The sequence below is a fragment of the Photobacterium indicum genome (assembly GCF_003026215.1).
Lineage (GTDB): Bacteria > Pseudomonadota > Gammaproteobacteria > Enterobacterales > Vibrionaceae > Photobacterium > Photobacterium indicum.
The window spans coordinates 59,456-74,414 of the sequence record NZ_PYOC01000014.1; the positions used below are offsets into that span (position 1 = coordinate 59,456).

Consider the following 14,959-nt stretch of genomic DNA (forward strand, 5'->3'; position numbering starts at 1 on the left):
GATTAAAAAGATAGGAGCGCAAAAGCGCTCCTTAAATCAAAAATCACATCGTTATAACAGCTAGGTGCTACTAGTCACGAGGAATGGCGGTACGCCATGTTTTCCATCTGTCGTCAGCTTCTCTATGTAGCAAGAAATGATCTTCTTGTTTAGCAAGCGGTGATAAAGGTTGTTCTTCTGGTGTGGCAAAAGAAATACCACCACGCAGTAAACTATCAACGGTACCTGTTTGTATTTTGGCTCCCGTTAAGCCGATGGTGAAATCAACGCCTGAGGTATTCCAGAACACGGTATCGGTACGAATAAGGTGGCTGTATTCCTTTTCAATTTGGATTTTAATCAATACGCGGTCAGATAAATCACCTAGAGATACTTTGATTACTTGGCCAACTTGAATATCACGGTAAAGAAGTGGGGTGCCTTCACTCACAGAACCTCGGTCTTCACTTTCTAGAATCAATGTTAAACCTGATGAAATCAGCTTTGCTGTACCCAAGTTAAACGTTTGGGAATAAGAGCCATCACCTGGTTGCACAGCAATATAGCTGTTTAATAATGAATCTAAGTTTTTTGCACCTGACAGGCTTAATTTGGGGGTGACTGTCCAGAAATAGCTGTTTGATTTTGCCAAAATCTTGGCGTATTTAGGGAATAATCGCGCCTTTATCTGTACATTAGCCAGCTCAAAATTAGGTTCGATACTAACAACCTTGCCCACATTAATACCTTGATAACGGATGTCTGCATTTTTCGATACAGAGCGTGCATCTGGCGCTGTTAGGGTGACTAATAAGCCAAAATTTTGAGCGTCACTTAAGCTTGGATATAATTTGAATTTCGACCCTGCCTTATTTGTGACTCCGACGATATCATCAAATGCGATCCCCCCTTTAATGAGCGTACTAATAGGGTCGGCTTTAACTTTAACCCCATCTAATCCAGCTTCGATTTCAACACCAGAACGATTCCAAAAAACCGTACTAGGGCTGATTAAATGACGATATTTATTCTCAACCTTAAATGACACAGTTACACCGTCACGTACAAGGGCGTAGCCAGTCACTTCACCAACTTGTAGGTTACGATAAAGAATAGGGCTACCCTCTGAAACGGGCGGTAATTCATCGGCAAAGAGCGAGTATTTAGCGAATCCGCGTTGGTTATCAGCGGCAAGGTTAGACAGACGCTTATTTTCGTAAAGAGGGTAACTCTTTTGAATATTCTTAGACCCTGATGAGGTAAAGCTAATACCATTACTGATCAGTTGATCGGCAGGTGGCATTGATACGTCGATGCCTTTCGCACTGATGCTTGCTTGAATACCACCGTCTATAAAGAATCGACTGTTAGAACGTACAAGGGATGTGTATTGAGGACGAACAATAACATCGAAGCGCACTCTATTGCCTTCAAAAGAGACTTTCTTCACTCGGCCTACATCTAAACCGCGGTGACGAAGCTTAGAGCCTCGCTCTATACCGTAGCTGTTATTGGCATACAACGCGAAGCTAACAGTACCCGGTTGCTGTTCCTGTAGCTGGTCTTGTGTTATAGCTTTGAACATTCGCGCCTTTTCGCCTTCACCTGGTATTAAGGTTAAGAAGTTACCGCGAATAAGGTTACCAATATTCTTAACCCCATTTAAAGACAATTCAGCTTCTTCTAATAGCAAGCGAGAGCCCGTATTTAGCAAGTCACTCATGCTTGGCTCGATTGCTGCGTTAGCAATAATTTTATTGGTCTCTTTATCAAGGCGAAGGCTTGAAATTTTGCCGATCTCTAACCCACGATAGATAATAGGCGCGCCACTTGTACTGATGTTATTACCGTCAGGTAATTCAACTTTTATGGCAATACCACGACCTGCAGTATTCAAATCTGGATATAAGCGAAATAGATGATTGGGATCGATAGCAACGCCTTCATCGGGAGAATCAAAGGCAATGGCACCACCAATCATGGCTGATAGGCTCTCAAATTGAACATCAACACCATTAAAACCAATGTTGGCACTCATGCCACTGACATTCCAGAATCGACTCTTATTGGTTATCAGCTCTGAATATTGTGGTTTGATAGTAACATCAATTAATACCTGCTTTCGGTTCTCACTTAGCGTGTAGTTATACACTTCACCGACAGGGATCTTTTTATAAAAGACTTGCGAGCCAATACTGACAGAGCCAAGATCGGGTGAGCGCAATTGCAACGTTAACCCTTCTCCCAAAGGTGTATCAGCAGGTTGGGTATCCAGCGCGGTAAATTTATTGGTGGTTTTGCCTTCCCCTGGTTGCAAGGCAATGTAATTACCAGACACCAAGGCATCTAACCCCGATATACCAGTGATTGATGCTTTAGGCTTTACTAACCAAAAACGCGTGTTTGCTTTTAATGTTTGTACGGCTTTAGGGTAAATATCCGCATCGACATAAATACTTTGAAGATCTTCTGATAAGTTCACGTCACGAACAATACCGACTTCAAGGCCTTGATAACGAATAGTTGTTCTACCTGCAATCAAGCCAGCAGCATCATTAAAATGGATTTGAATACGTTCACCAGATTCATTCACCGCTTTAAATACGAGCCATCCCGCGAGCACAAGTGCAAGTAGGGGCAGTAGCCATAAAGGGGATAATCCACGGTCACGACGTATATCTACTGCTTCGGGTTGTTGATCATTTTGTCCGTTATTCATAGTTGTCCCATATCAGACGAGAATCTAAGTTTTCTACTGCTAACATTGTTAAAACCACTACCACTCCAAACGCAATAGCGCCTGGCCCTGGAGTGAAATCCAAAATTTGTCCACGGTCGATCAGCGTTACCATGAGGGAGATAACAAATAAATCCATTACCGACCATTTGCCTACCCATTGAATAACACGAAAAGCAAGCATGCGTTGTTTGTGATATATACAGCGTTTAAATTGGATACAAAGCAGGATGTAAGCCATACCTAAGATCTTAGCGACGGGTACAACAATACTGGCAATAAAGATAATGATTGCTATACCCGTCATGTCTGTTTTTACTAAATAAGCGACACCTGAAAAGATCGTATCTTCTGCTCTTTTCCCGTTATTCAAAAATATCGAAATAGGGTATAAGTTTGCAGGGAAAATAAAGACTGTTGCCGCAATTAAAAAGGCCCATGTTCGTTGAATTGAACGTGGTTTACGGTGATGTAAGAGCGAATCACAGCGAATGCAGTGTGAAGAATAAGCCTGTGTCATATGGCATGTTTCACAATGAATCTCTTCCAGTGTTTGTAATTGATTATTTATTGGGTTCGTAGATTCATTATCACTTTTAGCCTGTTCGCCAGCTAAAGGTCGAATTGTCTTAAACGTAGGGTGATCTTTTTCTGGTTGCCATGATTCCCAATAACGGTTTGGGCTAACACGAGTAATAAGTAAAGACATCAACACCTGCAAGATAACCAAACAATATAGGCCGGGTCCTACGTAGATATCGGCATAATCTTGTACTTTGAAACATGCGATTGCCAAGCTAACTAAGAATACATCGTACATTGCCCAATGCTTTAAGTGGGTGATTACCCATAAAGATGATTTTAATAAACTAAAATTTTTCACCTTTAACGCTAGCTGAGCACCTAGTACAGACAGGCTAACTAATAAAGGGGCAATAGAGCTACAAAATAAAATAAGAAGCGCAACGGCAGGAAATTCTGATGCAAGGCTAAATGTACCAGACGGGAGTGTCGCTGGAATCATGACTCCAAATAAACGTATCGTGATTAACGGAAAAATATGGGTTGGAACAAAAAGGATGAGACAAGCTAAAGCGATGGCGAGTTCGCCACTGAATCGACATTTACCACCACGGTAAAGACGTGTGCTACAACGTGGGCAATATGCGCTTTTACCACGAGGTGCTGCATGGGGCATTATAGATAAGTCGCAGCCTGGGCAACGTCGAGCCATCGACATGTTGATGTCATCCTTAATATCAAACCAAATGGGTCGGGTATATGATAATGGCCTTATTTAAAGGCCATTATTCAATTGAAAACGAACACTATATTATTTTGAGTTCATTCTGGCTACTGCCAAGTTATCTTCACTGGTATTACCATCAAGCTTTTTATGATCAATAACTTGTGTATTGTGCGTTTCTTGACCATTTTCATTGGTGTTGTTACTGATCACGTCTGAAACCAGCACTGATTGATGTTTTTCATCAGGTGATTGCACAGAACCATATAAAGTTTGGTATAAGCCTTTCTCATTAACAAGTTCTTTATGTGTACCTGTCTGGCTTACTTGCCCATCTTCGAGCACGTATATTAAATCAGCTTGCTTAACCGCAGATAAACGGTGCGCAACAATAAGAGTTGTTTTGCCGACTAAAAATTCATTCAAAGCAGTATGTAGCGCGGCTTCTGTTGCTGTATCTAAAGCTGACGTTGCTTCATCAAGTATGACAAACTCAGGATCAGACAAGACCATACGTGCAATAGCAAGACGTTGTCGCTGCCCACCTGATAAGCGAATACCTTGACGGCCAATTTCAGTGTCTAAGCCATTAGTTAGGCGCTCTGTTACATCGGTTAATTGGGCTATATCTAATGCTAACCACAATTGTTCATCAGTATAATCAGCACCTAACGTTAAATTCTGCCTTAACGTATCATTAAACAATACAGGGTGCTGTAATACCACCGCCATTTTGTTTCGAAGATTGTCGTAACCAACATCTTCAATAGGGTGATTATTGATTAAGATATCCCCAGTATTTTTTTGATAAATGCCCAATAGCAATTGAATCAAGGTTGATTTACCGCCGCCTGAAGAGCCGACTAGCGCCACTCTCTTCCCTGCAGGGATAACTAAATTCAGATCCCGTAACACTTCTTTATCTTCATCGTAGGCGAAATGTAGATTTTCCACTTCTATATGTAATGTTTCACCATCAACGAAAGGATTTACTTTTGGTGCTGGACGAACTTCTTCTTCTAACACTAATACGCTGTTTAAACGTTGCATCGCGGCTGAAGCACTGTACCAAGCAAACTGAATGCCTAATAGCTCTTGCACGGGGCCTAACATAAACCATAGGTAACCAAATACAGCAAACATCTGGCCAATAGATAAATCACTGAACAGCACCATCAACATTGCAGCAGCGCGGAATAGCTCAAATCCTAATAAGAAGAGTAGAAAAGAAACACGCCCCGCAGCTTCTGATTGCCATGCGTATTTATCCGCATTATGGCGAATGTCATTTGCGTTCGATTTTAATTGGGCAAGAAATTCACGCTCACGGTTAGATGCGCGTAGCTGGTAGAGACCCTCAAGCGTTTCAACAAGGCGCTGTTGGAATTTTTCAAATGCTTGGTTTTCTTTCTTCTTCAGATTTTTTACGCGATTGCCCATTAACCGAGAAGCGTAAACCACCATAGGGTTAACAAGTAGGATGAGTAACCCAAGTTGCCAATTTAGCCACAGTAGAATAACGGCCGTACCAATGACCGTTAACAAGCCGATTAAAAAGCGGCTCAACGTATCACCCACGAATTTGTCGATGGTTTCGACGTCGGTAATAAGGTGCGAAGTTATACCGCCACTGCCTCGTTCTTCATATTGACGCATACTGATGCGCCCCAGTTTATCAAGGAGGTGGCCACGAATGTTATAAGTTATATCTTTTGCGACGAGGGTAAACTGCCGACTTTGCAGTATATTAAGCGCTTGTCCTGCTACGCGCATCAATACCACTAGGAACAACACCATTAAGATGTACCCAGTTGCTTCATGGAATGATTCTGGCAACAAGAGTTTTAAGAATTTGACCCCATCAGCGGGTTTATCAAGCAAGACTTCATCAACCATTAAAGGCATTAGAAGTGGGATTGGCACGCTAACCAACGTTGCTATGAGAGCAATAATATTTGCAGCGACAAGTCTTGGGCGGTGACGTTTTGCTTGCTTTAGAAGCCAAGACCAGTTAATTGTTTGGTTTACAGAATCTTTCACAATGATAATGATTCCTATTATTGGTGGGGGAGCTATATTAACGGCTATATAAGGAGTAAGCCATGGAAAATAAGAACGCGTTTTATAAAAGATTAACTCAGCAGGCAATTGCACTGACAGAAGGTGAGCCTGATTTGATTGCTAATATCTCTAATATTAGTGCGTTACTGAATATGGAGTTAGAAGATATTAACTGGGTAGGCTTTTATTTACTCAAAGGCGATCAGTTAGTGCTTGGTCCATTTCAAGGAAAAGTCGCATGTGTGCGTATTCCTGTTGGGCGAGGTGTATGTGGTACCGCCATCTCAGAAAACAAGGTACAACGGGTTTCTGATGTGCATGCCTTCCCTGGGCACATTGCTTGTGATGCCGTCAGTAATTCTGAAATCGTAATACCACTAGCCGTTAAAGGGAAATTGGTTGGCGTTTTGGATATTGATAGCCCAAGTTTGTCAAGATTTGACCAAAATGATGAAGATGGACTAGTGTATTTTGTGAAAGAACTACAAAAAAGCCTCTAATTGTATGCTTTCGGTGGTTTTTCATTGTTAGGTAACTATAATAGCGACACTATTTCTTTTTGATCACAGTACACACAGCGAGATCTCTCGTTTTATGTCAGGAAACTCCATGGAAAACTCTGAAAAGTTAACGAACAGTAAAGAAGTTATTGCATACATTGCTGAGCGTTTCCCAAAATGTTTTACTATTGAAGGTGAAGCTAAGCCACTTAAAATTGGTATCTTCCAAGATTTAGCTGAGCGCTTAAATGAAGATGAAAAAGTAAGTAAAACACAATTACGTACTGCACTACGTCAATACACATCTTCTTGGCGTTATCTTCATGGAGTAAAAGCCGGTGTAAACCGTGTTGACCTTGATGGCAATGAATGTGGCGTTCTAGAGCAAGAGCACGTAGAACACGCACAAAAAGCCCTTGAAGAAAGCAAAGCTAAAGTTCGTGCTCGTCGTAAAGAGCAAGCAGTTGCTAAAGCTGCTGCAAGCAAAGATGGCGAAGCGAAAACAAATAAAAATCACGCTAAATCAGCTAAACCCAAGAACACTAAGCCAAAAACGTCTAAGCTAGATAAAAAGCCTGCAGATACATCCCGTGCTTTAACAGCTGATGAAGTAAAAGTTGGCAACGATGTTTTAGTGAATATGGGCTCTGGTAACATGCCGGCATCTATCGTTGAATTTAACAAGGACGATGTGCGTGTTCGTTTAACCAATGGTTTGACCATGGTTGTAAAAATGGAGCACCTGCGTTCGTAAAGGAGAATGCTCGACGCATGAACTGTCGATTCCGTTTTTCCCTGATCGCTGCTGGCATGATGCTGGCAGCCTCAGCGCAAGCCCTAGAGGCTAAGTATTCATTAAGTGATTTGCCCCAACTTGCGCCTGAAAAGCAGCATGCTACGGCAAGTAAAAGGGTTGCTTCGCGGTTTACACGTTCGCACTACAAGCAATTCTCTCTTGATGATCAATTTTCTTCTGACATGTTCGATCGTTATATCGAAATGTTGGACTTCAACAAAAGCTTCCTTACTGCGGCTGATGTTAGGCTACTTGAAAAATGGCAAAACCAATTCGATGATCAACTTAAAGTCGGTGATACATCGGGGGCTTTTGAAATTTTCAATAAAGTGCTTCAACGTCGTTATGATCGCTATCAATACGCGTTAACATTGCTAGATAACGAAATTAAATTCGATACTAATGATGACTTTGTTGTCGATCGTTCAGAATTGGATTGGGCTGCAGATCGTAATGCATTAAATGAAATTTGGCGTCAACGTGTAAAATACGATGCGTTAAATCTGAAACTTGCAGATAAAGATTGGAAAGAAATTAAAGAAACCTTGAGCAAGCGTTATAACAATGCGTTAAAACGTCTCACACAAACTCATAGTGAAGATGTATTTCAAATTTACATGAATGCATTTGCACGTGAAGTTGATCCGCATACCAGCTATTTATCTCCTCGTAATGCAGAACAATTCCAATCAGAGATGAACCTATCTTTGGAAGGGATCGGTGCTGTGCTTCAAGTTGTTGATGATTACACTGTTATTCGTTCACTTGTTGCTGGTGGTCCGGCTTCATCATCTAAAAAACTTGCTGCAGGCGACCGAATTATAGGTGTTGCGCAAGATGGAAAGAGCGTCGTCGATGTTATCGGCTGGCGTCTGGATGATGTTGTTCAGCTGATTAAAGGCCCTAAAGGTAGCAAGGTTAAGCTTGAGATTCTTCCAGAAGGAAAGAACAGCAAAAGTTACGATGTAACTATTGTGCGAGATAAAATCCGTTTAGAAGATAGAGCTGTGAAATCGGAAGTGAAGACAGTCGGCAGCAAGAAAATAGGTGTAATTGAAGTACCTAGTTTCTATGTTGGTTTGGCTGAAGACACGAAAAAAGAGATCGCAAAACTAAACGAATCTCAAGTCGATGGTGTGGTTATCGATCTTCGTAATAACGGTGGTGGTGCGCTTACAGAGGCTACAGCATTAACCGGTTTATTTATAAACAGTGGTCCGGTTGTTCAAGTACGTGATAGTTATGGTCGTGTAAAAGTAAATGGTGATTCTGATGATCGCGTTTATTTTGATGGGCCGTTAACCGTACTACAAAATCGATACAGTGCATCGGCTTCCGAAATTTTTGCCGCAGCAACACAAGACTATGGCCGAGCTGTTGTACTTGGCGAGCAATCTTTTGGTAAGGGTACTGTTCAGCAGCACCGTTCATTGAATCATATTTATGATTTGTTTGATAAGCCTTTAGGCCATGTCCAATATACAATTCAGAAATTCTACCGTATCAACGGTGGTAGTACTCAGAATTTAGGTGTTGTACCTGATATTGCTTTCCCAACGGCGGTTGATCCTGCTGATACAGGTGAAAGTGTCGAAGATAACGCATTACCTTGGGATAGCATTAAACCTGCAAGCTATCAAAAGTTAACTAACTATTCCCCAATATTACCTTCTTTAAAAGCGAAGCATGAGCAACGCATAAGTAAAGATATGGAATTCGGTTTTATTCTTGATGACATTCAAGAATACAAAAAGGATAAAGATATTAATACCATTTCTTTGAATGAGAAAACGCGTATTGCGGAACAGGATAAGACAGACAGTAAACGATTAGCACGTTTGAATAAGCGCCAGAAAGTATTAGGTAAAAAGCCTTTTGCTACACTGGAAGATGTGCCAAAAGATTATGAGTCACCAGATGCTTACCTTGATGAAGCTGTTGATATAACAGCGGATTTAGTTAACGCTCAAAGTTAATTTCGTTAGTAAATTATAAAACGGCACTGCTTAAAAGCAGTGCCGTTTTTATTTGTGCTGATAGTACGGTACTGACTAATACCGATTCCATTAATTAACTCTCGCTGAACTGATCAGATAATTAATGGATTTGGTATAATATCTGGCTGATTATGAACACTTTTTTCCTCTTCTTGCTATCGATTCTCGTTGTCTTATAACTGAGAAGCCCCGAGTTTATACTGTGATATAAATCATATTTTTAAGCAGAAAAGAGTATTGGCATCTAAGGTTTATATAGGTCTTTTTTTCGGGAGTTGAGACATGTATAAATCGTGTATGGTAGCTTTTATACTTTTCTTTAGCAGCTTCAGTGTTCACTCTGTTGCCGATGATTTGACTGAGTTTGATTACCCTTTATTACTAGGTGATTGGTACTGGTTTAGTACTTCTGATGATGGTATTGAAAGTGAGGGGGAGAGTTATCGGGCGATGAATATTAAATTCAAGTCGTCTTACAATTTTGTTATTCGGTTATTACGTGTCGATGGCTCGGTTGATGAGTGGACGGGCAAATACGATGTTGATGAAACGAATATTGTATTTTCTTCTGAAGGGCAGTTAGAACAAAATCATAATTATATGCTCACGTATAATCAATTTATTTTAGACGGTGCTCGATTCACAAAGCTAGCGCCTGAAAATTTACCGGGTGAATGGCGCTCATCGAAAATTTCGGGGCGAGACGTTGCTGAAGGTATTTCTGAATTATCTATTTCATTACGACCTGACTTCTTATTTTCGGCTGAAGTATCGAATAATGAGGGTAAAAAGAAAGAACACCGTGGAATCTATTATTTGGAAGATGACCATATTGTTTTAATCTACGAAGGTGGTCAGCAAGATAGCCAGTTTTTATTAGGTTCAGATACATTGACACTATCTAATACACAATTCGGTATGGAAGCGGTTATGCAGCGAGAATAGTGTTCAAGATAAGAATATATTGATAAAAAAACTCGTCTTATGACGAGTTTTTATGTATTTGAACGAGTGAAACTAAGTCGATTTTAGTTAGCTATTTTGAAAGCTTGGCGAAGCTGCGATAAATAATTTTCATCACGGCACATAATCTTTCCTGGTTCATCAGAGATCTTAGCCACAGGTCGGCCTTCACATTGCGTCAGCTTTAGTACAACATTCAATGTTTCAACGCTCGGCAAATCACACGTCAGCTGCGTGCCAATACCAAAGCTAACGTTAATACGTGAAGCAAAGTGTTTGTAAATGTTTAATGCTTTATCCAATGTTAAGCTATCTGAAAAGATTAAAGATTTTGTCTTTAAATCAATGCCTAACGATTTATAATGCTTAATCGCTTTTTCACCCCAAGCAATTGGATCACCGCTATCGTGGCGTAACCCTACGAAACGTTCAGATAATTCTTGGTTAAAGTCACGCAAGAATGCATCGGTATTAATGCAATCGGTTAGGGCAATACCTAACGAATCTGGGTACTCTTGTAGCCATCGATTTAATGCTAGCTGTTGTGAATCGGCAAGTTCACCAGTTAATTGTTGGTGAGCTTGAAACCATTCGTGTGCTTGTGTACCAAAGGGGGTTAAATTTCGTGTTCGAGCCAAATGGTAATTTGATGTTCCTTTAAACTCAGGTACGTTTGCCGCTAAATAATCGACAACTTTGTGGTGCACATCTTTCGAGAAACGTCGGCGGCTACCAAAATCAATTAGATCAAATTGACTTAAATCTGTGGCTGTTTGTGTTGCATTATCTACCGTTTTAGCATTTTGGTAAAAACGCTCGATTTTAGTTTTAAGCTGTGTAATTGCGTCATCTGCAGTGGAGTGTGGGTAACAAAGGGATGAACGAATTTCGCATATGATAGCAAGTAATGGGACTTCCCATAAAATGATATCAATCCACTTGCCCTTAATCTTGATTGAAAGTTGATCGCCTGAATCATCTACAGTTACTTGTTCACTGTTGAGTGAAAAGTCTTTTAAATAAGTAAGGTAGTCTTTCTTGAAGAAAGAGAGTGATGCAAGATAATCTAACTCTTCTTGTGCAAATGACAATGTTGAGATGTGTTGAATTTGTGCTTGAATTGCCTTGGCGTAGGGACGGAGGTCTTCTTTACTTCGGCAATGAAATTCAGCAACGGCTTCTACGTGTGGATATTGATGATAAATCGCTTGCTGCATGTGCAGCTTATACGCATCGGTATCAAGTAGGGAGTCAATAATCCCAATGAGTTTTGTGTGATTCATATCTAATGCTGCTGTTTAATGCAATCCGGAAATTTTACATTATTTTGTGCCTGATTTGATATGAAATATGAAAAATAAATGCAATATCAGTTTATAAAAAAGAATTGAGGGTGCGTTCAGTTATTATTTGAGCAATACCTTTGAGGTAGCTTGGGTATAAGTCTTTATTTTTAGCTGAATTATTACGCACTGAAGCGACAAAAGCATGGGTTTACGGGTATAGTTGACATTAATTCTTGTTTGAGTGCCATAAAGGCAGAATAATAATGACAGGCGTCAGTCGTTTAGAATGAGGACTTCTTGTTCTAGCGGATAACAAAGGAATAAAAAAGAATGAGCGAATTATCGACACAAACAGCAAGCCCTAAAGCAAAGTACCGTGCAGATTACATAAAGCCAGACTATACAATTACCGATATTGATTTTGAATTTGACCTGTATGATACAGCAACCCACATTGTTGCAGTCAGCAAGGTTGTTCGCCAAGTCGAAACCGATGCGGCGTTAGTCTTAAATGGTGATGGGTTAGAGTTAGTTCGCGTAGAAGTAAATGGCACAGCATGGTCTGATTATGATGTATTAGAGTCATCATTAACGCTACGTAGTTTGCCTGCAAGTTTTGATCTGACAATCGAAACATTAGTTAATCCAGAAGCCAATACATTGCTTGAAGGTTTGTATAAGTCAGGTGGTGGTTTTTGTACTCAGTGTGAAGCTGAGGGTTTCCGTCGAATTACTTATTATCTTGATCGTCCTGATGTACTTGCTCGTTTCACCACAAAAGTGATTGCGGATAAAACAAACTTCCCTTATTTATTAAGTAACGGTAACCGTGTTGCTGAAGGTGATTTAGACAATGGCCGACATTGGGTACAGTGGCAAGACCCATTTCCAAAACCTTCTTACTTGTTTGCACTAGTTGCCGGTGACTTCGATGTACTGCGTGATAAATTCACAACCATGAGCGGTCGTGATGTTGAGTTAGAAATATTCGTTGATAAAGGTAATCTTGATCGTGCAGATTACGCGATGGCTTCACTTATCAATTCAATGAAGTGGGACGAAGAACGTTTCGGCTTAGAATATGATCTTGATATCTACATGATTGTTGCTGTTGATTTCTTCAACATGGGCGCAATGGAGAACAAAGGCTTAAACGTCTTTAACTCTAAGTTTGTTTTAGCCAATTCAAAAACAGCAACTGATACTGACTATCAAGGTATTGAAGCGGTAATCGGTCATGAGTATTTCCACAACTGGACGGGTAATCGTGTTACTTGTCGTGACTGGTTCCAGTTAAGTTTAAAAGAAGGACTAACGGTTTTCCGCGATCAAGAATTCTCTTCTGATCTTGGTTCTCGTGCTGTTAATCGCATTCAAAATGTTCGTATTATGCGTGGTCCTCAATTTGCTGAAGATCGTGGTCCTATGTCTCATCCAATTCGCCCTGAAAAAGTGATTGAGATGAATAACTTCTATACGTTAACAGTGTATGAGAAGGGCAGTGAAGTCATTCGTATGATGCATACTTTATTGGGTGAAGAGAAATTCCAAGCAGGTATCAAACTGTACTTTGAACGTCATGATGGTACAGCGGCAACGTGTGATGATTTTGCACAAGCAATGGAAGATGCATCGGGTGTTGATCTTACTCTGTTCCGTCGTTGGTATAGCCAATCGGGTACACCGGTAGTGACAGTTACAACCGATTATGATGAAGAACAAAAACGTTACCTTGTCACTATTGAGCAAAATACAGCCCCAACAGCTGGTCAAGACGATAAATTACCGCTTCATATTCCAATGGATATCGAATTATATGACAGTGTAGGTAATGTTATTGCGTTAGAGTGCAATGGTGAGCCAATTCATCACGTACTTAACGTTATTGAAGTTAAACAAGTCTTTGAATTCGATAATGTAAATGAAAAACCCATTATATCATTACTCCGTGAATTTTCTGCGCCTGTTGTATTGGAATACAACTATTCTGATGAAGAATTAGTGTTCTTGATGGTGCATGCGCAAAATGAGTTTGCACGTTGGGATGCAGGTCAAATGCTACTTGCTAAGTACATTCGTACAAATATTGCCAATGTGCAGCAGGGTAAAGAAGTTGAATTTCCTGAATCGGTGATTGATGCGTTCCGTGGTGCGTTATTGGATGAAAATCTGGATCCTGCATTCATTGCTGAAATGCTGGCGTTACCAAGTGAAAATGAAATTGCAGGCTGGTATAAGATCGTTGATGTTGATGCGATCAATGCGGTTGTCGGTAAGATCACTGCGATCTTAGCTAATGCATTGGAAGATGAGCTAACCGCTATTTATCGCTCTCTTTCGCAAGGCGAGTATAATTTAGCTCATGAAGCAATGGCTAAACGCGCACTGCGTAACCGTTGTCTTTCTTATCTTGCTCATACTGATGAAGGTAATAAGTTAGTTGCTGAGCAATATGTGTCTTCAGATAATATGACAGATACAATGGCATCAATGGCTGCTGCAAATAATGCAGAATTACCATGCCGTGCAGAGCAAATGACAGACTTCAGTGATAAATGGACACATGATGGCTTGGTAATGGATAAGTGGTTCATGTTGCAAGGTGCAAACCCTGCGGCAGATTCACTGCCGAATGTGCGTCAAACAATGTCTCATCCAGCATTTGATTTGAAAAACCCGAATCGAACTCGTAATTTGGTTGCAAGCTTTTGTGCTAATAACCCAGTTCGCTTCCATGCAAAGGACGGTTCAGGTTATGCGTTCTTGACCGAGATTCTAACGGCACTGAACGCAAGTAACCCACAGGTTGCTTCACGCTTGATTGAACCATTCTTGAAGTACCGTGTATATGATGAACAGCGTCAGGCATTGATGCGAGCAGAATTAGAAAAATTGGCGAAGCTTGAAAACCTCGCTAACGATCTATTCGAAAAAGTGCAGAAGGCGCTGGATCAATAAGTATCTGATTCGGCAGCTACAGATCAATGGGATCTGCTTTTTATGTGAGTGCATTTTTATATAAACATGTGTCTTAATCGTGCTTGTATAATAGCAAGGTTCACATAATAACAACCTAATAAGGGCCTCTAACGAAGAGGCTCTTATTTTATGATCATCTACTTATCAAGATAGGTATGATCCTTTGTGTTTCTTTTTTTTATTTTTGTATGGTGCCATGACGACGTATACATTTTCGATGAACATTAGCTACCAGTATTATCTTAACCATTATTCTGGTGCAGCTAGCACGGTACTGGTCGTAACAGATAGCGGACTTAAACTTCAACTGCCAGCCTCGCGTTTTCGTCCATTTTTGAGCCAATTAGGTGTAAGAGGGCGTTTTAGAATTGTAGTGAATGCACAAAATAAATTTGAAAAGATAGAACAGATCTAA

10 protein-coding genes are annotated in these 14,959 nt (G+C 40.4%); 6 read left to right on the top strand and 4 right to left on the bottom strand.

From position 1 onward, the window contains the following. Window positions 1-70: 70 nt before the first annotated feature. The 3 genes from C9J47_RS23490 to C9J47_RS23500 all read right to left on the bottom strand — a co-directional run bounded on the left by C9J47_RS23490 (window position 71) and on the right by C9J47_RS23500 (window position 6,002). Window positions 71-2,698 (bottom strand): PqiB family protein, encoded by a 2,628-nt coding sequence (locus C9J47_RS23490; RefSeq protein WP_107255671.1) that lies wholly within the window; start codon window positions 2,696-2,698, stop codon window positions 71-73. Next, window positions 2,691-3,956: a paraquat-inducible protein A gene (locus C9J47_RS23495; RefSeq protein WP_107255672.1), complete on the bottom strand. Its 1,266-nt coding sequence runs from the start codon at window positions 3,954-3,956 to the stop codon at window positions 2,691-2,693. The genes C9J47_RS23490 and C9J47_RS23495 overlap by 8 nt, the downstream gene beginning before the upstream one ends. A 93-nt stretch (window positions 3,957-4,049) precedes the next feature. Then, a complete protein-coding gene (locus C9J47_RS23500) occupies window positions 4,050-6,002 on the bottom strand; it encodes an ABC transporter ATP-binding protein (protein ID WP_245903593.1) in 1,953 nt (650 codons plus the stop codon). 62 nt (window positions 6,003-6,064) lie between these two features. On the opposite strand from C9J47_RS23500, the gene C9J47_RS23505 reads away from it, so the two are divergent. From C9J47_RS23505 to C9J47_RS23520, 4 genes are all read left to right on the top strand, one after another. Continuing rightward, window positions 6,065-6,523, top strand: coding sequence for a GAF domain-containing protein (locus C9J47_RS23505; RefSeq protein WP_107255720.1), 459 nt, complete (start codon window positions 6,065-6,067; stop codon window positions 6,521-6,523). 109 nt (window positions 6,524-6,632) lie between these two features. Continuing rightward, window positions 6,633-7,277, top strand: a complete 645-nt coding sequence (proQ, locus tag C9J47_RS23510) for an RNA chaperone ProQ (RefSeq protein ID WP_107255674.1) — start codon at window positions 6,633-6,635, stop codon at window positions 7,275-7,277. A 17-nt stretch (window positions 7,278-7,294) separates the two neighbouring features. Further along, a complete protein-coding gene (gene prc / locus C9J47_RS23515; RefSeq protein ID WP_107255675.1) occupies window positions 7,295-9,295 on the top strand; it encodes a carboxy terminal-processing peptidase in 2,001 nt (666 codons plus the stop codon). A 303-nt stretch (window positions 9,296-9,598) separates the two neighbouring features. Then, on the top strand, window positions 9,599-10,261 hold the full coding sequence (locus C9J47_RS23520) for a lipocalin-like domain-containing protein (RefSeq protein ID WP_107255676.1): 663 nt from the start codon (window positions 9,599-9,601) through the stop codon (window positions 10,259-10,261). An 83-nt stretch (window positions 10,262-10,344) separates the two neighbouring features. Here C9J47_RS23520 and pncB read toward each other — a convergent pair whose 3' ends face one another. Then, window positions 10,345-11,562, bottom strand: coding sequence for a nicotinate phosphoribosyltransferase (gene pncB / locus C9J47_RS23525; RefSeq protein WP_107255677.1), 1,218 nt, complete (start codon window positions 11,560-11,562; stop codon window positions 10,345-10,347). 333 nt (window positions 11,563-11,895) lie between these two features. On the opposite strand from pncB, the gene pepN reads away from it, so the two are divergent. Both pepN and C9J47_RS23535 read left to right on the top strand, forming a co-directional pair. Beyond that, window positions 11,896-14,523 (top strand): aminopeptidase N, encoded by a 2,628-nt coding sequence (gene pepN / locus C9J47_RS23530; protein ID WP_107255678.1) that lies wholly within the window; start codon window positions 11,896-11,898, stop codon window positions 14,521-14,523. Between the two features lie 217 nt (window positions 14,524-14,740). Then, window positions 14,741-14,959, top strand: coding sequence for a DUF2835 domain-containing protein (locus C9J47_RS23535; protein ID WP_107255679.1), 219 nt, complete (start codon window positions 14,741-14,743; stop codon window positions 14,957-14,959).